The organism is Pseudarthrobacter sp. NPDC058329 (assembly GCF_042879835.1).
Taxonomy (GTDB): Bacteria; Actinomycetota; Actinomycetes; order Actinomycetales; family Micrococcaceae; genus Arthrobacter.
The window spans coordinates 112,376-133,705 of sequence record NZ_JBHVZR010000007.1 but is presented as its reverse complement, the minus strand read 5'-3'; the positions used below and the strand labels follow the sequence as shown (position 1 = coordinate 133,705).

Annotated in this window: 22 protein-coding genes; 11 read left to right on the top strand and 11 right to left on the bottom strand. The window is 64.7% G+C overall.

Annotated elements, in window-relative coordinates; all coding sequences use genetic code 11:
* Positions 1–2: 2 nt before the first annotated feature.
* Positions 3–1,289: a branched-chain amino acid ABC transporter permease gene (locus ACFVYC_RS11670; RefSeq protein WP_387549983.1), complete on the bottom strand. Its 1,287-nt coding sequence runs from the start codon at positions 1,287–1,289 to the stop codon at positions 3–5.
* Between the two features lie 494 nt (positions 1,290–1,783).
* On the opposite strand from ACFVYC_RS11670, the gene ACFVYC_RS11665 reads away from it, so the two are divergent.
* The gene (locus tag ACFVYC_RS11665) at positions 1,784–2,695 is read left to right on the top strand and encodes a Bax inhibitor-1/YccA family protein (RefSeq protein ID WP_387549981.1); all 912 of its coding nucleotides are present in this window, start codon (positions 1,784–1,786) and stop codon (positions 2,693–2,695) included.
* Positions 2,696–2,812: 117 nt separating this feature from the next.
* Here ACFVYC_RS11665 and galK read toward each other — a convergent pair whose 3' ends face one another.
* Both galK and galT read right to left on the bottom strand, forming a co-directional pair.
* Positions 2,813–4,000 carry a galactokinase gene (gene galK, locus ACFVYC_RS11660; protein ID WP_387549979.1) on the bottom strand — a complete coding sequence of 396 codons (1,188 nt, stop codon included), beginning with the start codon at positions 3,998–4,000 and terminating at the stop codon, positions 2,813–2,815.
* Complete coding sequence (gene galT, locus ACFVYC_RS11655) at positions 3,997–5,157, bottom strand: galactose-1-phosphate uridylyltransferase (protein ID WP_387549977.1); 1,161 nt, start codon at positions 5,155–5,157, stop codon at positions 3,997–3,999. The genes galK and galT overlap by 4 nt, the downstream gene beginning before the upstream one ends.
* A 132-nt stretch (positions 5,158–5,289) precedes the next feature.
* Here galT and ACFVYC_RS11650 point away from each other — a divergent pair, with 132 nt between their 5' ends.
* The 4 genes from ACFVYC_RS11650 to ACFVYC_RS11635 are packed head-to-tail and all read left to right on the top strand — an operon-like array spanning position 5,290 to position 9,503.
* Entirely contained in the window at positions 5,290–6,249 is a 960-nt protein-coding gene (locus ACFVYC_RS11650; RefSeq protein WP_387549975.1) for an aldose 1-epimerase family protein, read from the top strand.
* 39 nt (positions 6,250–6,288) lie between these two features.
* Entirely contained in the window at positions 6,289–7,632 is a 1,344-nt protein-coding gene (locus tag ACFVYC_RS11645; protein ID WP_387549973.1) for an AI-2E family transporter, read from the top strand.
* Between the two features lie 3 nt (positions 7,633–7,635).
* Complete coding sequence (ilvA, locus tag ACFVYC_RS11640; protein WP_387549971.1) at positions 7,636–8,874, top strand: threonine ammonia-lyase; 1,239 nt, start codon at positions 7,636–7,638, stop codon at positions 8,872–8,874.
* 8 nt (positions 8,875–8,882) lie between these two features.
* On the top strand, positions 8,883–9,503 hold the full coding sequence (locus ACFVYC_RS11635) for a rhomboid family intramembrane serine protease (protein WP_387549969.1): 621 nt from the start codon (positions 8,883–8,885) through the stop codon (positions 9,501–9,503).
* 69 nt (positions 9,504–9,572) lie between these two features.
* On the opposite strand, the gene greA is transcribed toward ACFVYC_RS11635, so the two are convergent.
* Positions 9,573–10,067, bottom strand: a complete 495-nt coding sequence (gene greA, locus ACFVYC_RS11630; protein WP_387549967.1) for a transcription elongation factor GreA — start codon at positions 10,065–10,067, stop codon at positions 9,573–9,575.
* A gap of 148 nt (positions 10,068–10,215) precedes the next feature.
* Positions 10,216–10,677 (bottom strand): DUF4307 domain-containing protein, encoded by a 462-nt coding sequence (locus ACFVYC_RS11625; protein ID WP_387549965.1) that lies wholly within the window; start codon positions 10,675–10,677, stop codon positions 10,216–10,218.
* Between the two features lie 131 nt (positions 10,678–10,808).
* On the opposite strand from ACFVYC_RS11625, the gene mca reads away from it, so the two are divergent.
* On the top strand, positions 10,809–11,714 hold the full coding sequence (gene mca, locus ACFVYC_RS11620) for a mycothiol conjugate amidase Mca (protein WP_387549963.1): 906 nt from the start codon (positions 10,809–10,811) through the stop codon (positions 11,712–11,714).
* Positions 11,715–11,811: 97 nt separating this feature from the next.
* Positions 11,812–12,177 carry a hypothetical protein gene (locus ACFVYC_RS11615; RefSeq protein ID WP_387549961.1) on the top strand — a complete coding sequence of 122 codons (366 nt, stop codon included), beginning with the start codon at positions 11,812–11,814 and terminating at the stop codon, positions 12,175–12,177.
* A gap of 82 nt (positions 12,178–12,259) precedes the next feature.
* Here ACFVYC_RS11615 and ACFVYC_RS11610 read toward each other — a convergent pair whose 3' ends face one another.
* On the bottom strand, positions 12,260–12,922 hold the full coding sequence (locus ACFVYC_RS11610) for a hemolysin III family protein (RefSeq protein WP_387550096.1): 663 nt from the start codon (positions 12,920–12,922) through the stop codon (positions 12,260–12,262).
* Positions 12,923–13,149: 227 nt separating this feature from the next.
* On the opposite strand from ACFVYC_RS11610, the gene ACFVYC_RS11605 reads away from it, so the two are divergent.
* Together ACFVYC_RS11605 and ACFVYC_RS11600 are read left to right on the top strand one after the other, a co-directional pair.
* Positions 13,150–13,911, top strand: coding sequence for an isoprenyl transferase (locus ACFVYC_RS11605; RefSeq protein ID WP_387550094.1), 762 nt, complete (start codon positions 13,150–13,152; stop codon positions 13,909–13,911).
* A gap of 239 nt (positions 13,912–14,150) precedes the next feature.
* Positions 14,151–15,569, top strand: coding sequence for a PhoH family protein (locus ACFVYC_RS11600; RefSeq protein WP_387549958.1), 1,419 nt, complete (start codon positions 14,151–14,153; stop codon positions 15,567–15,569).
* 45 nt (positions 15,570–15,614) lie between these two features.
* On the opposite strand, the gene ACFVYC_RS11595 is transcribed toward ACFVYC_RS11600, so the two are convergent.
* The 5 genes from ACFVYC_RS11595 to ACFVYC_RS11575 all read right to left on the bottom strand — a co-directional run bounded on the left by ACFVYC_RS11595 (position 15,615) and on the right by ACFVYC_RS11575 (position 20,001).
* The gene (locus ACFVYC_RS11595) at positions 15,615–16,262 is read right to left on the bottom strand and encodes a GNAT family N-acetyltransferase (RefSeq protein WP_387549957.1); all 648 of its coding nucleotides are present in this window, start codon (positions 16,260–16,262) and stop codon (positions 15,615–15,617) included.
* 9 nt (positions 16,263–16,271) lie between these two features.
* Complete coding sequence (lepB, locus tag ACFVYC_RS11590; protein WP_387549955.1) at positions 16,272–16,742, bottom strand: signal peptidase I; 471 nt, start codon at positions 16,740–16,742, stop codon at positions 16,272–16,274.
* 6 nt (positions 16,743–16,748) lie between these two features.
* Positions 16,749–18,413, bottom strand: a complete 1,665-nt coding sequence (locus ACFVYC_RS11585; protein ID WP_387549953.1) for a multicopper oxidase family protein — start codon at positions 18,411–18,413, stop codon at positions 16,749–16,751.
* A 110-nt stretch (positions 18,414–18,523) separates the two neighbouring features.
* Entirely contained in the window at positions 18,524–19,054 is a 531-nt protein-coding gene (locus ACFVYC_RS11580) for a hypothetical protein (RefSeq protein ID WP_387549951.1), read from the bottom strand.
* Positions 19,055–19,116: 62 nt separating this feature from the next.
* Entirely contained in the window at positions 19,117–20,001 is an 885-nt protein-coding gene (locus ACFVYC_RS11575) for a hypothetical protein (RefSeq protein WP_387549950.1), read from the bottom strand.
* 58 nt (positions 20,002–20,059) lie between these two features.
* Between ACFVYC_RS11575 and ACFVYC_RS11570 the strand changes: the two genes are divergently transcribed.
* Both ACFVYC_RS11570 and ACFVYC_RS11565 read left to right on the top strand, forming a co-directional pair.
* The gene (locus tag ACFVYC_RS11570) at positions 20,060–20,614 is read left to right on the top strand and encodes a prepilin peptidase (protein ID WP_387549948.1); all 555 of its coding nucleotides are present in this window, start codon (positions 20,060–20,062) and stop codon (positions 20,612–20,614) included.
* An 86-nt stretch (positions 20,615–20,700) separates the two neighbouring features.
* On the top strand, positions 20,701–21,171 hold the full coding sequence (locus ACFVYC_RS11565) for an NUDIX domain-containing protein (RefSeq protein ID WP_387549946.1): 471 nt from the start codon (positions 20,701–20,703) through the stop codon (positions 21,169–21,171).
* Positions 21,172–21,330: the final 159 nt, after the last annotated feature.

Genomic DNA, 21,330 nt, shown 5'->3' with positions numbered 1-21,330 from the left:
TCCTAACCCACGCGCTCGCGTCGGCCCAGGATTCCCTGTGGCCGGAACAAGAGGACAACGATCATGATGAACAGGGCTCCCACGTACTTAAGGTCGGCGGCGAGGCCGAACACGGTGGTCAGCTCCACGAAGATGCCGACGATGATGGAACCGATCAGGGCGCCGAAGACGGTGCCGAGGCCGCCGAGGGTTACGCCGGCGAAGATCAGCAGCAGGATCGCGGAGCCCATGTCGAACGTTACGCCCGGACGGTAGTAGGCCCAGAGGATGCCGCCGAGGGAGGCCAGCATGCCGCCGGTGATCCAGACAAGCCGGATGACGCCGTCGACGTCGATTCCCGACGCCGCGGCCAGGGCGGGGTTGTCCGCTACCGCACGGGTGGCTTTGCCCAGCCTGGTTTTCAGCAGCACGATGCCGATCAGGGCGATCACCACCGCGCTGATACCCAGGGACCAAAGGTTGTTGGGCGATATGGATACCGGGCCCAGCTGAATTTCCGGGCTTTGCGCGAACGGCAGCTGCTGGGTGGCGCCGCCGAAGAAGAACTGGATGACGTAGCGGACGGCAAGGGCAAGGCCGATGCTGACGATCATCATGGGCACCAGGCCCGTGCCGCGGCGCCGCAGCGGCCGCCACAGCCCCCTGTCCTGGACGTAGCCGAACAACCCGCCGCCCAGCAGGGACAGGATGATCGCCAGCCAGAACGGGAGGCCCATCGCGTTGAAGGCAAACACCAGTACCGCGCCGAGGGTGACCATCTCGCCGTGGGCGAAGTTGGTCAGGCCCGTTGTACCGAAAATAAGCGAGAGGCCAACGGAGGCCAGCGCCAGGAGCAGGCCAAAGCTCAGCCCGGCCACGAGGCGGTTGAGCAGGTTCTGTCCGAAGTCCTGCTGCTGGACCACGATGCCTTTACCGAAGGCGAAAATCACCGACAGGTTGGACGTCTGGCTGAACGTGACGTCGCGGGGATTCTCCTGGCCCTCGGCCAGGGTGATGCCCTCCGGCAGGGTGGATTCGTCCAGTTCCACCGTGTAGGTGCCTTGCTCGGGGACCCCGATGCTCCAGGACCCGTTTGCGGCCGATGTGGCGGTGCCGGTGAAGTCGCCGCTTGTGGCGGTGATGGTGACGTCTGCCAGTGGCGCGCGCGTATCGTCGCGGAGGAAGCCGCTGATGTTGTTCTGGAAGGTTTGATTCGACGGGGATGGTGTCGGTGACGGGGAAGTGGCCAGTGATGCCGGGGCGGCCACGAGCAGGATTGCCAGGATGGAAGCACTGATGGCTCCCAACATTCTCAGCAACCCGCGGCGTGGTCCGGCCGGCAGGCCTTGGGATGAACTTCTCAAATTGGAAAACCTCCACTTGGGGGCGGTCTCGGCTGCGCCATTGCAGCCGCTGCGAACGGATGCAGGGCTGGGATGATGCCGTACCGCCCTGCACCCGTCACGCATGTGAGTTCCGTCACCCTGCTTGGCTTATGCTACAGCCCGGACGAACGCATATAAGCCCTGTTGGGCGGCGTCAGGATAGCGATCAGATAACAACTGCGCTATGTCCGGAGCCCCAACCGCAGTGGAAGCCCGAGGAAACCTTTGTTGAGCCATGGTGCTTCTTCACGGGCTGTCCGCCCCCGCTGGACTCCGTCACCAGCCGGCATTGCGGCTTGGACACGTCACGGTTGGGTTGCACCCGGGGTAACGGGGAACTTTTAGCGGTGCAGGGACGTGAAAATTGGTAGCGTAAACCATAAGGTTCACAACACATCCCCTAATGGAGGAATCCCGCAATGGCACTTGGCGGCAACCCGATCTTCAACGGAAAAAGCTTCCGTGGAGCCACCCAGGCACCGCCTGTCCCGCAGGCACCCTACGGCCAGGCTCCCTATGGCCAGCAGGCCTACGGCCAGCAGCCGTATGGCCAGGTCCCTTACGGCCAGCAGCCGTACGGCCAGACCTCCTACGGCCAGCAGCCCATGACCGACGAGCAGCTGCAGCAGATGTACAACCAGCCCGCAGCCGGCCCCGCAGACACCGGCCGGATGACGTTCGACGACGTCATCATCAAGACGGCCGCCTGCCTCGGGGTCGTCATCGTGGGCGCTGCTGTCACGCTCACCGTCGGCCTGGGCCTTGCCTCGCTGCTCATGATTGTGGGCGCCCTTGGCGGCTTCGTGCTGGCTCTGGTCAACACCTTCAAGAAGCAGCCCTCTCCGGCGCTGATTCTTGCTTACGCCGGACTGGAAGGCCTCTTCCTCGGCGGCCTGACCCGCATCCTGGACACCCAGTACCCAGGCGTCGGCCTGCAGGCAGTGGTGGGCACTCTCTCCGTGTTCGCAGTGACGCTGCTGCTCTTCAAGAGCGGCAAGGTCCGCGCCACACCCAAGGCCATGCGCTTCTTTATGATCGCGATCGCGGGCTATGCCCTGTTCTCCGTGGTCAACCTCGTCATGATGCTTACGGGTGTAACGCAGGAGCCGTTCGGCCTGCGCAGCGGCATCGTTGGCGTCCTCATCGGCGTCTTCGCCATTGGCCTGGCTGCCTTCTCGCTGATCATGGACTTCACCAGCATCGAAGCGGGCGTCCGCAGCGGAGCCCCGCAGCGTTTCTCCTGGACTGCTGCCTTCGGCCTCACGGTCACCCTCGTATGGCTCTACGTGGAGATCATCCGCCTGCTGGCCATCCTTCGCGGGGACGACTAATCCCCATATGCGGCACCCCGCCGTCGGACGCTGGGCAGTAGACAAAGAAGCTGTGCAGTAGACAAAACAGTTGAGGGCCCCACCGAACGGTGGGGCCCTCAACTGTTTGGGGGGCAGCTAGGCGATCCGCATGGCGCCGGCCGCCGGGGTCACCGTGAAGATGTCCGGCGCAGTGAAACCGGCACCAGCGAAGGCATTGACGACGGCGTCGCGCACCTTTTGCTCGGAGCCGGCGGGCGTGAGCGCAATGGCGGCGCCGCCAAAACCGCCGCCGGTCATCCGGGCGCCGATGGCTCCGTTGGCCCGGGAAGCGTCCACCGCGAGGTCCAGTTCGGGGCAGGAAATCTCGAAGTCATCGCGCATGGATGCGTGGCTCGCGTCCAGGAGGGCGCCAATGGCTGCCGGCCCTTCGGCCGCCAGGAGGTCCACAGCCTGGAGTACGCGGTCGTTCTCGGTGACCACGTGGCGCACGCGGCGGAAGGTCACCTCGTCCAGCAGTCCGGAGGCCTCCTCCAGCCCGTCCACCTGCACGTCGCGCAAGGCCCTAACGCCCAGGACTTCGGCGCCCAGCTCACAGGACGCGCGGCGCGATGCATAACCGCCGTCGGCATGGGAGTGGGACACCTTGGTGTCGATCACCAGCATCACCAGGTCCGCCGGTTCCGTTTCGAACGGAACCAGCCTGACATTCTGGTCGCGGCAGTCCAGGAAGACGGCGTGGCCTTTCGATCCGCGCAACGAGGCGGACTGGTCCATGATTCCCGTTGGTGCACCCACGAAGTCGTTTTCGGCCTGCTGTGTGGCCAGGACCATGTCCTCCGCCCGCAGGCCCGCGCCCGTCAGCTCGTTCAGCGCGGAGATGACGGCGCACTCGATGGCGTGGGAGGAGGAGAGCCCGGCCCCCAGCGGGACGTCCGAGTCCAGCAGCAGATCCACGCCCGGCACGTCGATGCCCCGCTGGCGGAGCGCCCACATAACGCCCAGCGGATACTTGGTCCAGCCCTTGGCCGAACCGGGATGCAGGGATTCCAGCGAGGTGGTCACCACACCCTGGTCGCCGTAGGTGGACAAAAGCCGCACGGAGTTGTCAGGGCGTACTGCTACCGCCACGCGTGCGGTCCGGTCGATGGCGAAGGGGAGGACAAAACCCTCGTTGTAGTCCGTATGCTCCCCGATCAGGTTCACGCGGCCCGGTGCCTGCCAGATTCCAGTGGGTTCCGTGCCGAACTCCCGGGTGAAGCGGGCGGCCAGGTCCTCGCTGCCGGCGCCTTCCGGTGCGGTCTGCGGCTGGGGTGCGGCACTCAAGCGGGGGCTCCTTCGGGCAGGGCTGCCTGGAGGGCAGCGGGGGAGGGTGTTGAAGCAGGAACCGTGACGTTGCGCAGGCGCTCGGCCACGCTTTCCGGCGTGGTGTCGTTGATAAATGCCCCCATGGCGGCCTCCGACCCCGCGAGGTACTTCAGCTTGTCGGCGGCCCGCCGCGGCGAGGTCAACTGGAGATGGAGGTAGCTTGCGGGACGCAGCAGTGCGTCCAGCGGGGCCTGATGCCACGCGGAGATGTACGGCGTAGGCGTGGGGTAGAGCGCGTCCAGCCGTTTGAGCAGGTCAAGGTAGACGTGCGCCAGTTCATCCTTTTCCTCCCCGCTGAGCGCCGCCAGGTCAGCAACCTGGCGGTGGGGAACCAAATGGATCTCAAGCGGCCAGCGGGCAGCAAACGGAACGTAGGCGCTGAAGTTTTCGCCTTCCATCACCATCCGCCTGCCGTCCTCGCGTTCTGAACGCAGCAGCGAGCCCATCAGGGTATCCCGGCCGTCCGCTGCGTCGTAGAACTTGCGGGCAGCGGCGCCCAGGACAGCTGCGCGCGGGGTGACGTAGGGATAGGCATAGATCTGCCCATGCGGATGATGGAGGGTTACGCCGATGTCCGCGCCGCGGTTTTCGAAGGGGAACACCTGCTTAATACCCGGGAGCGCGCTCAGGGCTTCGGTGCGTTGCGCCCAAGCCTCGATCACTGTGCGGGAGCGGGCCTCTGTTAAGCCGCTGAAGGATCCGGTATGGGCCGGGGTGAACGCCACCACCTCGCAGCGGCCGTAGGCCGGTCCCGTTGTTCCCCAGGCAGGCTCCGCCGGAACTGCGCCCAGCGCCGGGCCCAGCGACGGGAAGCGGTTTTCGAACACCACAACGTCGTAATCGTCAGCCGGTATCTCTGAAGGATTGCCGTCGGTGGTGGGGCAGATGGGGCACTGGTCGGCCGGCGGCAGATGTGTCCGGCTTTGGCGGTGGGCTGCCACCGCCACCCATTCCTCCGTGAGGGCGTCGTAGCGAACCTCGCCCGGCTCGCCCCTGGGGGGCAGGCCGCGGTGGTCGGTGGTGGTCCCGGCAGTTCGCGCCTTGGGGGCGTGGGCGTCGTCAAAATAGATCAGCTCCCGGCCGTCGGAGAGCCTGGTATTGGTGATTCCCGTCATGAAGCCCGTCCTTCTGGTATAGCTGCAACTTATCATCATTGTGCCACAACTCGCCCAAAAAAGAATATAACCAAACAAAACCGAACAGGACGGACGTGCGGGAAGCGGGACCGGCGCTGTACGGTATTGCTCATGACTACAGATGCACCCCTCGAAACCGGCGTCGCTTCAGGCTATCGGGCATACGCGTCCGGCCGGCAGTATGAACTCCGGCGCGGAGACGCCCTGGCAGTGGTCACCGAACTGGCCGCCGGGCTCCGCTTGTTCAGCAGGGCAGGCGTCCAGCTGACGGAAACCTACGGCGACGACCAGATTCCGCCGGGCGGGTGCGGCATCACCCTGGCCCCTTGGGCCAACCGGGTAGAAGACGGGCAGTGGTTCCTGGACGGCAAGAAGCAGCAGTTGGCCATCACCGAAGTGGCCCGCCATAACGCCAGCCATGGGCTCCTCCGCAACGCCTCCTACGCGCTCGTCGACGAGTCCGAGCACTCGGTTACGCTTGAGGCCACCATTTTTCCGCAGCACGGCTACCCGTTCCTGGCGCGCCACCGGGTGCAGTACCTCCTTACAGAGGACCTCGGCCTGGTGGTCCGCCAGACCCTGGCCAACGATGCCAAGGCGCCGGCGCCGTTCGTCCTGGGGGCCCACCCCTATCTCCGGCTCGGGGACACAGATGTCGAGGATTTGGTGCTGACTGTTTCCGCTGACACCCAGCTGCTGGCGGATGATCGCCTCATTCCGCGCAGCAGCGCACCGGTCCAGGGGGACACCGACTTCCGGGCAGGGCTGCATATTGCGCCGCTGAGCGTGGACGTTGCCTTGACCGGCCTGCATTTCCAGGACGGCAAGGCCCGGCACACCCTGGCAGCGCCGGACGGCCGCGAGGTAAGCCTCTGGCAGGACGAATCCTGCCGGTACGTCCACGTTTACGTCAGCACGATATACCCGGGCCGCAACCGGGCTGTCGCTGTTGAACCCATGACCGGTCCCGCCAATGCCTTCAACTCCGGCGACGGGCTGCGCTGGTTGCAGCCGGGCGGGTCCTTCACCATGTCATGGGGGATCGACTACCGCTCCGGCACCGCCGGTTAGCAGTTTCCCATACGGCCATGGCTGGGGAATTATTAGGCTATGAACCCAGCCGAGGGCCCCGTCCCGCCCGAGCCTCACATGCCAGTACGGCAACCTCCCGCTGCGCCGGCAACCGGAACTGCGCCGCTGCGGGTCCTGACCGACCGGGAACTGGACAAGGACATTCCCTACGGCGTGCGTATCGCCGCGTCCTGGGCATGGCGCCTGGGACTCATCCTCCTTGTGGGCGGCGCGCTGGTTTGGCTGCTCAGGGGGATCAGCTTCCTCATCATCCCGGTAATGGTGGCCGCTCTCCTGGCCGGGCTCCTCAGCCCGGTGGTGAGTTGGCTGAAACGGGGCAGGGTCCCCGGCGGGGCAGCCGTTGCCATTACCGTGGTGGGGTTCCTGGGCCTGATCGGGGGATCGCTGGCGCTCGTGGGCAGGCAGCTCGTTGCCGGATTCGGGGAGCTCTGGACTGAAGCGCTGACCGGCATACGGCAGATTCAGGACTGGCTGTCCGAGGGGCCCCTCCACCTGACGGCGGACCAGATCGACAAGTACCTGCAGGAAGCCACCACGGCGCTGCAGGACAACACCAGCAGTATCCTCAGCGGAGCACTGTCCTTCGGCAGCACCGCGGGGCATTTCGCGGCGGGACTGGTCCTTGCCCTTTTCGTCCTCATCTTCTTCCTGCTGGAAGGCGACCGGATCTGGGCTTTCCTCGTTCGGCTGCTGCCCCGGAAGGCACGCGCGGCGACGTTCGGCGCGGGGCGCAAGGGCTGGGCGTCCATGGTGAGCTATGCGCGCATCCAGATGTTTGTCGCGTTTGTCGACGCCGTGGGCATCGGCGTGGGTGCGGCGATCATCGGTGTCCCGCTGGCACTACCGCTGAGTGTCCTTGTGTTCATTGGTTCGTTCATCCCCATTGTCGGCGCACTGGTGACTGGTGCAATAGCAGTACTGCTTGCACTCGTAGCCAATGGCCCCATCAATGCCTTGATCATGCTGGGCATAGTGCTGCTGGTCCAGCAGCTGGAAAGCCACATCCTGCAGCCCCTGGTGATGGGCAAAGCCGTCGCTTTGCATCCCGTGGCCGTGATCCTCTCGGTAGCGGCCGGCTCCTACCTTGCCGGGATTCCCGGCGCGCTGTTCTCGGTGCCCATCCTCGCCGTCGCAAATTCGGCCATTCGCTACATCGCTGCCAGAACGTGGGAACATGAACAGGTGCTGGCAACGCCTGCAGGCGCGGTGGCCGCAAGCGCCGGCCCGGACAACACCATTACGCGTGTTGACCCGCCGGACGCCCTCAAGGGCGGAAAGGACGCCGCAGCCAGCACCGACGCAGAACAACCTGACGCCCGTTCCAACGACGCGGCGCCGGGGCCGAAATCCAGAGGAGATTAGTCCGTGAACATCCTTGAAACCCTTCCCGTCACGCTGGACGATGTCCTGGCGGCGCAGAAGCTGCTCGACGGGATTATTGCGCGGACCCCGGTGGAATCATCCCGGGCACTTGGCGCGCTCGTTGGAGGTGACGTCTACCTAAAGTGCGAAAACCTCCAGCGGGCGGGATCATTCAAGGTCCGCGGCGCCTATGTGCGGATGGCGCGTTTGTCCCCGGAAGAAAAGAAGCGCGGCGTGGTCGCAGCGTCTGCAGGCAACCACGCCCAGGGTGTTGCCGTAGCCGCCAAGAGCCTGGGCATCAAGGCCCGGATCTACATGCCGCTGGGCGTGGCCCTGCCCAAACTGGCCGCCACGCGCGGTCACGGGGCTGAAGTCATTTTGCACGGGCACAACGTGGACGAGGCGCTCGCCGAGGCGCAGCGGTACAGCAATGAAACCGGAACCGTCTTCGTCCACCCCTTTGACAACGTGGACGTCGTGGCAGGCCAGGGCACACTGGGACTCGAAATCCTGGAACAGGTGCCCAACGTTGACACCGTCCTTATGGGCGTAGGGGGCGGCGGGCTCCTGGCGGGTGTCGCCGTCGCCATCAAGGCCCGGGCCAAGGAGCTGGGCCGGGATATCCGCATCATCGGCGTGCAGGCGGAAAACGCGGCGGCCTACCCGCCCTCGCTCGCGGCCGATGCACTCGTGCCGTTGAAAAAGGTATCCACGATGGCTGATGGCATCGCCGTCGGACGCCCGGGGCAGCTTCCCTTCAGCATCATCCGGGAACTGGTGGACGACGTCGTAACGGTCAGCGAAGACTCCCTGGCACGGGCGCTGATTTTCCTCCTGGAGCGGGCAAAAATGGTGGTGGAGCCGGCCGGCGCTGTGGGCGTGGCCGCCCTCATGGACGGCAAGATCGAGAACCCGGGAACCACGGCCGTGGTCCTCTCCGGCGGCAACATCGACCCCATGCTGATGCTTAAAGTCATCCAGCGGGGCCTTTCGGCCGCAGGGCGCTACATGACCGTCCGCATGATGCTGGACGACCGTCCGGGTTCGCTTGCCACGATCGCCCGCATCATCGCGGAGAACGACGCCAACGTCACCGGCCTGGACCACACCCGGGTAGGCGGGTCCATCAGCATGGGCGATGTTTCCATCACCGTCAACCTGGAAACCAAAGGCCACCAGCACGGCGAGCAGGTCCTTAGCGCCCTTCGCGCCGAAGGTTTCCAGCCCATCGTGGTGCACTAGGAGAGACCATGGCCGGACTGATGGGCAGCGGAGGTTTGGGGGAGCGGCGCACCATTGCCGCCCGAGCGAAGGGCGGGTTGCTGGTGCTGGGCGGCTTTGTGGCCCTGCTGTTCGCGATCGAACTGTTCAACGCGCTGATGCTGCGCTCGCTGAACAGGACGTTCGGCCTGCGGCCCCGGAGTGCCGACGGGCTGCTGGACATTCTTACGTTTCCGCTCCTGCATGCCAACCTGAACCACTTGCTGTCCAACAGCCTGCCGCTGATAATTTTCGGCTTCCTGGTCTTCCTGTCCGGACTGCGGGTTTTTATGACTGCACTGGCCTTCAGTTGGCTGGGATCCGGGCTGACGGTGTGGCTGATCGGTGACGGGGGCATCACCGTGGGGGCCTCCGGCCTGGTCTTCGGGCTGTTTGCCTTCCTGCTGGTGCGCGGTTTTTTCAACCACAGCTGGCGGCAGATCCTGCTGGCGGTTGTCCTGTTTATGGGCTATGGGAGCATTCTGCTGGGCGTCCTCCCCTTCGTAGCGGGGTATGTCTCCTGGCAGGCGCACCTCGGCGGTGCTGCCGGCGGAGTGGTGGCTGCGCTGCTCCTGAGGCCCCGCGGGGGAGTAACAGGCGCACGGTCCTGAATTTTTTCTCCTTAAACAAAAATGCTGGCCGCCCTTTCGGGGCGGCCAGCATTTCTGTAAGGCTTACGGCTATGCGGCGTACGGCTTGGCTGACAGGATCTCGACCTTGATGTCCTTGCCGTTGGGCGCGGTGTAGCTCAGGGAGTCGCCTTCCTTGTGGCCAAGGATGGCTGCACCCAGCGGGGACTTCTCGCTGAATACGTCAAGATCGGAGTCGCCCGCGATCTCGCGGGAACCAAGCAGGAAGGTTTCTTCGTCACCGGCGATCCTGGCCACCACAAGCATGCCCGGCTCCACGATTCCGTCATCTGCCGGGGACTCGCCCACGTGGGCGTCCCGAAGCAGGGCCGTCAGCTGGCGGATGCGGGCCTCGATCTTGCCCTGCTCCTCCTTGGCCGCGTGGTAGCCGCCGTTTTCCTTGAGGTCACCCTCTTGCCGGGCTGCCTCAATCTTCTGGACGATCTCTGCCCGGCCAGCGCCGGAAAGGTGGTCCAGCTCTGCCTTCAGGCGGTCAAAAGCTTCCTGGGTAAGCCAGGCTGCAGCTGCGCTGTTGGTGGTAGACACGGACTTCTCCTCTTATGGTCCTACATGCAAAAGACCCCGCCACGGTGGCCACTTGTGGAACAGCAACCAGCTCAGCGGGGTAAAGGTATTGCTCCATTGTAGTCAAACCTGTGGATTTAACCCAACGGCGAAATGGTGCGGATCACATCTACCCGCCGGAGTCACCGGGGATCCAGCAACTGTCCACCACTCCGGATACGGACAGCGACTCGGTCCTGACCGGGACGCGCTGAGACACCGTCCGCCCGCCATCGGCAGTACCGTCCGCCTCTGAGGGAGGAATGTCCACCACTTTCCAACCCACCACGGCGTATTTCGAGTCCAAGGCCTTGATGGCACATTGCACCGGTGTTCCGGGTTCCCTGGTCACCTGAAAGTCCACCTCGGCCAGCGTGGCGTCCGTGGTGACATAGCCGACGTCCTTGAAGCTCACGTCGTTGAGGGAATTCGACGTGGAGACCCATGCCATAAAACCGATTCCCGCGGCCAGGGCAATGCCTCCCCCCACGCGCTTGGCGGTGGGGGAGAACCGGCGCTTTTTAGCGCCATAACGATTGGCTAGGCTAGTGTTCGCGGGCTCGGCATGGGCCGGCTGGTCCGGGGAAGTCACCACACCAGTTTAGTGCCCCTTCCGTGGGAGCTTTCCCGGCCGTCGGCACAACAGGCCTCTTGGCGCCCGCCCGTTCAGCGAAACCGTTCAGCAGCCATCAAGCCGCAAGAAGAATAAGGAGCCGTCCTCCAATGACAGCGTCCAGCAACTCCCACGCACCGCTCCGGCTGCTCGCCGTCCACGCCCACCCTGACGACGAGTCCAGCAAGGGCGCCGCCACGATGGCCATGTACGCAGCGTCGGGGGTGGACGTTATGGTGGCTACCTGCACGGACGGCTCGCGGGGGGACATCCAGAACCCGGCGGTGGAAGACGAGCCCCATCCCAGGCGGGACATGGCCGGTGCCCGGCGCCTGGAGATGGAACGTGCCGCCCGGATCCTGGGCATCAGGCAGCGGTGGTTGGGCTTTGTGGATTCGGGCCTGCCGGAAGGGGAACCGCTTCCGCCGCTGCCGGTCGGCTCCTTCGCTACCCTGCCGCTTCACCACGCGGCCGCGCCGCTGGTGCGGCTGGTCCGCTCCTTCAAGCCCCACGTAATCCTCAGCTACGACGAAAATGGCGGCTACCCGCACCCGGACCACATCATGGCCCACCGGGTTGCTGTTGAGGCTTTCGACGCGGCCGGTGATCCGGCGCGTTATCCGGAGGCGGGCGAACCCTGGGAGCCCGGCAAGCTGTACTACGACCGGGCCTTCAGCCCGGAACGTTTCCGTGCCCTGCACTTCGCCCTTGAGGAAGCCGGCCTTCAGTCGCCGTATGCTGAACGGCTCGCCGCATGGCTGGAGTCCGACGCCGAGGGCCACACTCCGGCGCCGGCAGCCCATCCCACCACCACCCAGGTGGACTGCGGAGACTTTTTTGAAGTGCGGGACGATGCGCTGCGGGCACACCGTACGCAGGTGGACCCGCTGGGGTTCTTCTTTGCTGTGTCCCCGGAGATGCAGCGCAGGGCGTGGCCTTGGGAAGACTACTCACTCATCAGCTCCCGGGTGCCCTCGGAGCTGCCGGAGAAGGACCTCTTTGCGGGGCTAAGATAGAAGCGGCAGGCAATTTCTATGCCGCGTAGAAGAGGTGCCCGGGTTCGGGCCGCCGTATCTGCTGCCTGCTGACACCGTTCCACAGAAGGTATTCAACGTGCATCGTCTGCTCCTTAGCCTGGCTACCACCCCCTCGCCCCTGCCCACACCTTCCCTGCGTGAGGGGATCTCCGAGGACCAGGTAACACCGGGCCTGTTGGGATTCATCATGACGGCATTTTTTGTGGTGGCCACTGCACTGCTGATCATGGACATGGTGCGCCGGATCCGGCGGGTCCGCTACCGGGCCCAGGTGGAGGAGGAACGCATTGCCGCAGCCGCTGCCGCCGACGTCGAAGCGGAGGAAGCCGCGGAGGCGGGCCTGGGAGCCGCAGGCCCTGCTGCAGGTCCAGCGGCAGCGGACTCCCGGCAGAATCCGTCCGACGGCGGGGCGGACATCGATCCGGGGAACCGCCGGCACTAAGGACTCCGGCCTCCGTCCTTGTCCGGCGGCACGGTCGGGCACCTCGGTGCCGAGCGGCAGGAAGCCGGCCCAAGTTTGTTGCCTAGCTCAGCACCGCCAGGGCTATGGCTGTGAAGTGCGCTGCAAAGGCCACCACGGTCAAGGCGTGAAACAGCTCGTGGAAGCCAAAGTGGTGGTAGCTGAAGTTGGGCTTTTTCAAGGCGTAGAAAACAGCGCCGGTGATGTACAGCGCGCCGCCCACGCAGATGAGGATGGCTGCCGGGGCGCTGGCCTGGAAGAACTGCGGCAGGTAAATGAGCGAACCGCAGCCCAGGGCGATGTAGATCGGAACGTAGAGCCAGCGAGGCGCCTCTGTCCAGAGCAAGCGGAACAGCACGCCAAGGATGGCGCCGGCCCAAATGACCCACAGCAGCAGGACGGCTTGGGGCCGTTCAAGCAGGGTCCAGGCCAGTGGGGTGTAGCTGCCGGCGATGACCAGCATGATGTTTGTGTGGTCCAGCCTCTTGAGGACCATCTTGACCCGCGGGGACCAGTTGCCCCGGTGGTAGACAGCACTGACACCGAAAAGCAGCACCCCGGTGGCTCCGTAGATGGCCGAGGTAATCTTCCGGTCGGCGGTCGGGGCCAGCACCACCAGGACGATTCCCGCCGCGAGTGCCAGCGGAGCCGTCACGGTGTGGATCCAGCCGCGCCACTTCGGTTTGATCATCAGGAGTTCGGCCAAACGCACCGCTGCCTCGTCCATGGCTGTTGTGTTTGCGCCTGGTTTGTCCTTGGGCTGCGGCGTCCGGGGAGCGTCCGGGGTGTCGCTGTTCATGGCTCCAGAATAACTTACGGCACGGTAAGTTACTGCCGAGTAACGAAGAACCGGCTCCCGTCGCAGGCGCGGAAGAGCGTCTGTGTCCCCGGCGGACGGTAGCCTAGGATGTGCAAAGCCGAACGTACCAGCAAGGAAGTCAGGTGAGAGACCGCGTGGAGTTGCCCGGGTTCCTCTACGGCTTCTACGAGCGCCGGCTGCTCAAGGATCTTCCGCGCGACCGCATCCCCCGGCATATCGGCGTCATGGTGGACGGCAACCGGCGATGGGCCAAACAGTTTAATGCGCCCACGAGCCAGGGCCATCAGGCGGGGGCGGACAAAATTCATGAGTTCCTCGGCTGGTGCCAGGAACTCGGAGTCAAGGTGGTCACCCTGTACATGCTGTCTACGGACAACATGAACAGGTCCAGTGAAGAACTCGACCTCCTCATGGGCATCATTGCCAACACCCTGGACCGCCTGGACGAGGACGCCAACATATCGGTGCACGCCATGGGCGCTCCCGAGCTGCTGCCGCACTATCTCGCGGAACGGCTCAACAAACTCACGGCACGCACGCCGGTCCGGGAAAAGCTCCATGTCAACGTGGCTGTGGGGTACGGCGGCCGCCGGGAGATTGTTGATGCCGTGCGCGAGCTCCTGCACGACGCCGTCGCGAAAGGCACGGACATCGGCAAGCTCGCCGACGACCTCTGCGTGGATGACATATCCCGGTTCCTCTACACGCGGGGCCAGCCGGACCCCGATCTGGTGATCCGCACGTCCGGTGAGCAACGGCTCTCCGGGTTCCTGATGTGGCAGAGCGCCTACAGCGAGTTCTACTTCTGTGAGGCCCTCTGGCCGGCCTTCCGCAAAGTCGACTTCCTGCGTGCCCTCCGCGATTACGCCGGCCGGCAGCGGCGCTTCGGCTCCTGACATTTCCGGGTTTACCGACAGTTCACACGGCGGCAACATGAATCGCCGCGTAATGGTTGCGGAAATTACTTCGGAGGGATTTACGTTATATCCATCAGCAGGCAAACCGCCGGCTGATCGGGGAGGCCAGTACATGGAGCGAGACATCGCACCGGTTGTATGGGAGGCCGGACCCGGCCTCGTGGCCGAGCCGCCTCACCACTAACAAATCCGGGCATGCGCCCGGGGCTGGAGTCGATGTGGCTACTTCTGAACAACTGCCCGCGGTCCTTTTCGACCAGGGACAGAAAGCTACCTCTCGCGCCACGCGAGCCACCTCAAAGACCGGCACAGCAGAAGATGCTGCGGCCGGTTTTGCTGTCTCCGGAAGGGAAGCCACCATCCACACGTTTGTGATCGACACCTCCGTCCTGCTGTCCGACCCGCGTGCGCTGCTGCGCTTTGCGGAACATGAGGTGATCGTGCCAGTTGTTGTCATCACCGAACTCGAGGCCAAGCGGCACGACCCTGAACTCGGCTACTTTGCCCGGAAGGCGCTCCGGCTCCTCGATGACCTTCGGGTCAAACACGGCGGCCTGAGCCAGCCGATTCCCATTGGGGACGACGGCGGCAGCCTCATGGTGGAACTGAACCACATCTCGGCCGAGGTCCTGCCCCTGGGATTCCGCAGCGGCGACAACGACAGCCGCATCCTCGCGGTCGCGAAGAACCTCGCGAACGAGGGCCGGGATGTCACCGTGGTTTCCAAGGACCTGCCCATGCGGGTCAAGGCCTCAGCCATGGGACTCACCGCTGACGAGTACCGCAACGAGCTGGTGAAGGACTCCGGCTGGACCGGTGTGGCCGAGGTGGAAGCAGGGGAGCAGGAAATTGCCACCCTGTACGGGCACGAACCCGTGTTCATCCCGGCGGCAGCGGAGATGCCCGTCAACACCGGCCTGGTCCTGCTGTCCACCCGGGGGTCCGCCCTGGGCCGGGTCGGGGCGGACAAACAGGTCCGCCTGGTCAAGGGTGATCGTGACGTGTTCGGCCTGCACGGACGGTCTGCGGAACAGCGGCTCGCCATTGACATGCTGATGGATCCCGCGGTCGGCATCGTTTCCATCGGCGGCCGGGCGGGCACGGGCAAGTCAGCGCTGGCTCTGTGTGCGGGCCTGGAGGCAGTGCTGGAGCGCCGCGAGCACCGCAAAGTGATCGTTTTCCGGCCCCTCTACGCTGTGGGTGGCCAGGAACTGGGGTACCTCCCCGGCTCGGAGTCCGAGAAAATGAACCCCTGGGCGCAGGCGGTATTTGACACCCTCGGTGCACTCGTCAGCCAGGAGGTGGTGGAAGAGGTCATGGACCGCGGCATGCTCGAGGTGATGCCCCTCACGCACATCCGCGGACGCTCCCTCCACGACGCCTTCGTCATAGTTGACGAGGCCCAGTCGCTGGAGAAAAACGTCCTTCTGACGGTCATGAGCCGCATCGGCCAGAACTCAAAGATCGTCCTGACCCACGACGTCGCCCAGCGCGACAACCTCCGCGTCGGGCGCCACGACGGAATCGCCGCCGTCGTCGAAACCCTGAAAGGTCACCCGCTGTTTGGCCACATCACCTTGACCCGCTCAGAGCGTTCCCCAATCGCAGCCCTGGTAACGGAACTGCTCGAGGGCTAACCCACCTGATCCAAGGGCCGTGGTCCCGTTCGCCGGGCCACGGCCCTAGCTGATGTCCAGAAACTTCGCCGCCCGTTCGTGGCCTTGTACCTCGAGGGTCCAGTCGGGGCGCTTGAACGTTCCGGGAGTGAGGCGGACGTGCTGGACTGTCTGGACCTTGTCGCCCCAGGCTTTCCGGGTGATGCCGTTCTGTTCGTAGCCGAGGGAGCGGGAGACACCGAGGGAGGATTCGTTCCAGCTGGCCGCTTCGGATTCGGCTACTTCTGCGCCCAGCCAGTCGAACGCGTAGAGAGCGACGGCGGCGCGCATCTCCTTGCCCAGGCCGCGGCCCTGCACGGACTGCGTGAGCCATGATCCCGTGCTGACGGTCTTGAGCCTGGCGAAGTCCTTGGCGCCGACGTCCTGGCATCCGACGAACGTGCCCTCGTGCCAGATGCCAAGGAGCAGGGTCCAGGACTCGGGGGTGCACTCCGCGCGGCAACGCCAGTACCAGCGGGCCATGTTGTGCCCCAGTTCATCCGCCGAAATTTCCGTCCACGGGGTGCTGAACGGGTTCCTGCCGGCTTCGTGGATGCCGCCCGCGGCGGCCGCCACCGCATCCGGGATATCCGGGTCAGCGATGGGGCGCAGCACCAGTCGTGGCGTCGTCAAGGTGAGGTCGAAGAGGGGCCAGATGGCGGTAAGGTCGGGCATTCCGGAAGCCTAGCGGATACCCATGATTCGTGCTTCCACGGCATCGGTGCGAATGGGACCGAAGCGCCGGGAATCAATGGATTCCTCACGGTTGTCGCCCAGCACAAAGAGTTCACCTTCACCCACGCGCACCAGGCCGAAGTACATCCCGTCGATGGTCCTCTGGTCAACGAACGGTTCGGAAACAGCCGTTCCGTCGATCTGCAGGACGCCGTCCTGCATGGAAACCTCCTGGCCTGCCACGGCGACGACGCGTTTTACCATCATGGCGCCGTCGTCCGGGTTGCGGAACGTCACCAGGTCCCCGCTCCGGATGCCGGCAACGCCAGGGCTGACCTTGTCGAGCCAGATGACGCTGCCGGCAGTGATCGTGGGAGCCATGCTGGTGGATTCCACCACCGTGGGCTCCAGGATCCACAGCCGCAAAACCAACAGGCTGAGGAGGCCTAGAAATACCGCTGACGCAGTCCTCCTGTACACAGCCCGTCAGGCTCCTGCTTCGGCTGCTTCTTCTGCTGCCTCTTCCGCTTCTTCTTCTGCTTCTTCCAGCTCATCCCAGTCGGGCTTGGCCGCGTGGATCGGATCGTTCAGGTCTTCCTCGTCGGTGCCCAGGCCAACGCTGTACTGCGCCATCATGGAGTGGTCCTCGTGGACAAGATTGTGGCAGTGGACCATGTAGCGGCCCCGGTGCGGCCCAAACTTCATCAGTGCCCTGACCGTTTCGCCCTCGCCGAGGTACATCACGTCCTTCGGTCCCGCCTCGTAAGCGAAGGGAGCCCTTCCGTTGCGGCTGAGGATCTTGAAGTCGACGAGATGGATATGAAGGGGGTGGTTCCACCCGCCGGAGTTGTTCTCAAACTCCCAGATTTCCGTGTCTCCCAGCCCGGGGTTGGCCATGACTTTCCGGAAGTTGCTGGCGATGACGTCTTCCCAGGTTGTGTCATCGATACTCCAAATGTTGGTGACGTCATGGTGCTTGAGCCGGAAGTGCCTGGTCTTGACGGCCGCGGCGGTCTGGAGGTCCATCACCTCGCTGGGGACGAGGGTGGTGGGGATGCGGTTCCACGTCGGGTCCTTCGTATCAACGGGAGTGTCCACCACGTCGAAAGCCATGATTTTGTCGGTGTGGTCATAGTCGCGGTTGTTGTCGTTGGACAGGTTGCGGAGCTCAACCCTCTGACCCGTCGCGTAATGGCGGAAATCGATGAGGACCTCATATCTTTCAGCTCCACCGTGGCGCCAGTCAGCCACCGTTTGCGCCACAGGCATCAGCCCGCCGTCGGTACCAACCATGGTGACGGGGTCCCCGGTGCTGAGGTGGAACCGGTACCCCCGGGAAACTGAAGCGTTGAGGATCCTGAAGCGGTACACGCGCTTTTGGACCTTCATCACCGGCCAGGCCTGCCCGTTAACCAGCACCACATCGCCGAAGAGGCCGGAGTTGCTGCGGGAGTCGTAGCCCAGCTTTCCGTCAGCGGTGAACAGCGCATCGCTGATGGTCAGCGGGACGTCGTAGATTCCCTGGGGGAGCAGTTCCCTCTCTTCCGGATCCGTGATGTGGTAGTGGCCTGCCAGTCCTGAGTACACGTTCTGCGCGGTGAAATGGACAGCGTGATCGTGGTACCAGATGGAGCGGGCCGGCTGGAAATTCGGGAAATGGTAATCCTTGGCGAAACCGGGCAGGCAGAGGTCGTTGGCATAGCCGTCGAACTGCGGCAGGGAAGCGGAACCGTGGAGGTGCGTGGACATCGCCAGGGTGTGCCCGAGCTCCGGGTGGGTAGCGGGGAGCCGGTTGCGCATCCTCAACACTGCCTTGACGCCCCGCTCAACCCTGATGGTGGGGCCGGGGAAGATCCCGTTGTAACCCAGGATGGGGGTGGTGTGGTTCGGAAGAATCTTGGCCGTGCCCAGCTGCTGGGAGAGCGAGTAAAAGTGCGTTGTTTCCCCGTTCAAAATCACCCTCTTGTAGGGCGAAAGCCGGGGAGGGATGGTCAGCGTGCTCTGGTAGGGCCTGGGCATATGGCGCTCATCCAGTGCGCTCGCAGACTTGGCACTCACGCTGGAAACCGGAGCCGTCACCAGCCCTGCGCCGATAACGCCCAGGCCGGCGAGTCCACCCATAACGAGGGCTTGTCTTCTAGAGATGTCCATGTTTAATTGCCTTTCAAGTAGGAGTGGGTCTTGACTTCCAGTTTTGTTGGGGGAGCTTTGGAAAAGCCGGAGTCGGGCGGGCGGCCTTGCCAGGTGCCATCCGGCCAGCGTTACGTGCCGTGATGAGCCAGTCCGAGCGACAACCGCGTGTCCTCGGGGCCTTCCAGCACCAAGGCGATTGCCTGGTCCGGCAGCTCAAAAACCAGCGTGGCCTCCAGTGCCTGTCCCTGCACCACCCGGGCGGATTCGGCTGAGGTCCACACGGGGCGCACCTTGCTGGCGCCGATCCCGGTCACCGTGAAGTCGGTGCTGTTGAAACCCAGTCCTGCCTTGTCCAGCGCCGTCAGCTGGACCATCACCCGGACGCGGTGATTTCCCTCCGAGGGTGCCTGGGCCAGCACCTCACGCCTCTGGGGCGGCAGCCAGCCATCGTCTTCCAGCGGGGCAATGGCGCTGATTTGGGCCATGCCGCCCGGATACAAGCTGGAGGCACCCAGAGGGATACTGGGCTTTGGCGGTGTGGTCAGAAAGAGGTACCCCATGGATGCGCCGATGGCTAGAAGGAGCGCAACCGGAATGAGCATGAGCTTGCCTGGGCGTCGTGGTAGGACGTGGGGCTCTTCCACTGCAACGATAGTCATGCCCCAGATTCTGGAAGGGGCAGGTTGAGGAAACCTTAAGTGCGGGCGGGGCCGGGGATGAGCTATCTTTCGGGCGGAAGCTTGAGGCCCAGCGGCCACTCGATATGTTCACGGACATCCGTGAGGTTAAAGGACGCTGCCACAAACAAGTCATCGAGCATGTACTCATCCACGGCGAGGATACGCATCCAGTGGCCGGTACCGTCGCCTTCGTGCGCCCGGGAGGCCACACCCGCATCCGCCGGAGGCTGGCTGGACCCGGCCGCCCCCGGACCCACTGGGCCCTCGCCGAGCCATTCGGAGGCGACGCAGACGCCGGTTTCGGTATCGACCCGCACTTTGGTCCGGCCCTGGCGGCATAAAGGAGTCTGCGGGTCGCTGGGCCGATACCCGGGATTGGGGGAGACCACCGTCTCAAGTGCCCGGCGCCCCTCGTGGCTTACTTCCCCGATGGGTGCCAGTACTTCCACGGCGTTGGCATGGGGAAACTCCAGCGGTACGGGAGCGTTGCCGGCCAGTTCCACCGGGTCCAGGGAAGCGGAGAACCGCCCGTTGCCGAACCCGGGCTCGCCGTAAGCCGCTTCGGGCCGCCGGCGGACGAGGCCATGGTCGTCGTACACGGGGGTCACCAGGTGCGGTGGCAGGAGCCAGGACTTCCGAGTGGCGCTGACATACAGGCCGTCCCGGGAATCATTGATGCCTGTGGTGCTGTGCAGGACAAGTCCGTCCGCGGTTTCAAGACGCAGTGCACCCGGGCGGCGCAGCCATGCCCGTACCAGGGGCGCCGCCTGGCCGGGCGCATCGGTGAAGGGCTCATCCCAATACTCGAAGCGCAGGGACTGCCATTTCCAGGGCGAGGACCTGCAAAGGTTCCGGAAGAGGGCCGGGTCCGCGGCGGCTGAAGTCCTGTCCCGATCCGTCCGGTGCCGGGAGTCCCACGTCGCCATATCCACAGTTTACGCGCGGGCGCTGCATCCCCGAATGGAAATCCAGTAGCATCCGAGGGTGATCCAACGACTGGGCGAACTATGGCAGCACACCCCGCCGGCCTTCTGGCTGGTGCTTGCTGCCTGCGCTTACTTTGCGGTGATGGCCGTCCGGCTGACGGTGATCGACGTCCGGCATCACCTGCTGCCCAACCGTATCGTTTTTCCCTCCTACGCCGTGGCCGGCGCCCTGCTCCTCGCGGCTGCAGCCTTTACCGGAGCAGGTGGCGGCGCGGACCAAGGCAAGGCCGGTTCCGCCGCCGCTTTTCTGGCTGAGCCGGCGCTGCGGGTAGTGGCCGGGGCCGCCATCCTCTGGGTTTTTTACTTCGTACTGCGGTTTGCCTACCCGCCCGGCATGGGTTTCGGCGATGTGAAACTCGCCGGGGTGCTGGGAATCTACCTCGGCTACCTTGGGTGGGGGCACCTGTTTGCCGGCACTTTCCTGGCCTTCCTCCTGGGCGGCCTCTGGTCCATCCTGCTGTTGGCGGCCCGCCGGGGGACGCTGAAATCTTCCATTCCCTTTGGTCCGTTTATGCTCGCTGGAGCAACGGCTGCGATGCTGCTTCCGGCCTGACGCAGCGTACGCCCCGATCCGGACCTGCCCGGGGGGCGCATTTGGTTTGCGGGCAGGGCCGGCAATCAGTTCGGTAGGCTGGCAACATGCCTGCACCTGACTACGTCCTGCAACTCCGCAAGAAAATAGGCAACGATCCGCTCTGGGTCCCCGGCGTCCGCGGCGTGGTGATCGACGATTCCGGGAGGGTGCTGCTCGCGCGGCGTGTCGATAACAATCAGTGGGCGCTGGTCAGCGGGATGCTGGAGCCGGGGGAGCAGCCGGCACGCGGCCTGGTGCGGGAGATCTTTGAGGAAACGGCGGTAGTGGCCGAACCGGAGCGCGTGGTGTCTGTGGGGGCAGTGGGTCCAGTCACGTATCCCAACGGCGACGTGTGCGAGTTCCTGAACGTGGTGTTCCGCTGCCGCTACGTCTCCGGGACTGCCCGGGTCAATGACGACGAATCGCTGGCCGTCGGCTGGTTCGGCATGCATGAACTTCCGGAGCTGATGCCCGGGCATCTCACCAGCATCCACCGGGCCCTGGCTCCGGCGGACGCAGCACACTTCGAACCCTGACCGTTCGCACCACAACACTTGGACCAACAGACACGGGAGGGGCGGGGCCCACCCCCCCGGTGGGGGGCCCGGCCCCCCGGGCCCGCCCCCCCAAGAGGGTGGGGTTTAAAAAAAAACAACCCCCCCACAAAAAGAAACAAAAACGGTGGGGGGGTGTGG

Excerpts from the sequence above, each read along its gene's own strand:
- ACFVYC_RS11670 (WP_387549983.1), bottom strand. The coding sequence starts at position 1,289 with ATGTTGGGAGCCATCAGTGCTTCCATCCTGGCAATCCTGCTCGTGGCC.
- ACFVYC_RS11665 (WP_387549981.1), top strand. The coding sequence starts at position 1,784 with ATGGCACTTGGCGGCAACCCGATCTTCAACGGAAAAAGCTTCCGTGGA.
- galT (WP_387549977.1), bottom strand. The coding sequence starts at position 5,157 with ATGACGGGAATCACCAATACCAGGCTCTCCGACGGCCGGGAGCTGATC.
- ACFVYC_RS11650 (WP_387549975.1), top strand. The coding sequence starts at position 5,290 with ATGACTACAGATGCACCCCTCGAAACCGGCGTCGCTTCAGGCTATCGG.
- ACFVYC_RS11645 (WP_387549973.1), top strand. The coding sequence starts at position 6,289 with ATGAACCCAGCCGAGGGCCCCGTCCCGCCCGAGCCTCACATGCCAGTA.
- ACFVYC_RS11635 (WP_387549969.1), top strand. The coding sequence starts at position 8,883 with ATGGCCGGACTGATGGGCAGCGGAGGTTTGGGGGAGCGGCGCACCATT.
- mca (WP_387549963.1), top strand. The coding sequence starts at position 10,809 with ATGACAGCGTCCAGCAACTCCCACGCACCGCTCCGGCTGCTCGCCGTC.
- ACFVYC_RS11610 (WP_387550096.1), bottom strand. The coding sequence starts at position 12,922 with ATGGACGAGGCAGCGGTGCGTTTGGCCGAACTCCTGATGATCAAACCG.
- ACFVYC_RS11595 (WP_387549957.1), bottom strand. The coding sequence starts at position 16,262 with ATGCCCGACCTTACCGCCATCTGGCCCCTCTTCGACCTCACCTTGACG.
- ACFVYC_RS11585 (WP_387549953.1), bottom strand. The coding sequence starts at position 18,413 with ATGGACATCTCTAGAAGACAAGCCCTCGTTATGGGTGGACTCGCCGGC.
- ACFVYC_RS11580 (WP_387549951.1), bottom strand. The coding sequence starts at position 19,054 with ATGACTATCGTTGCAGTGGAAGAGCCCCACGTCCTACCACGACGCCCA.
- ACFVYC_RS11575 (WP_387549950.1), bottom strand. The coding sequence starts at position 20,001 with ATGGCGACGTGGGACTCCCGGCACCGGACGGATCGGGACAGGACTTCA.
- ACFVYC_RS11565 (WP_387549946.1), top strand. The coding sequence starts at position 20,701 with ATGCCTGCACCTGACTACGTCCTGCAACTCCGCAAGAAAATAGGCAAC.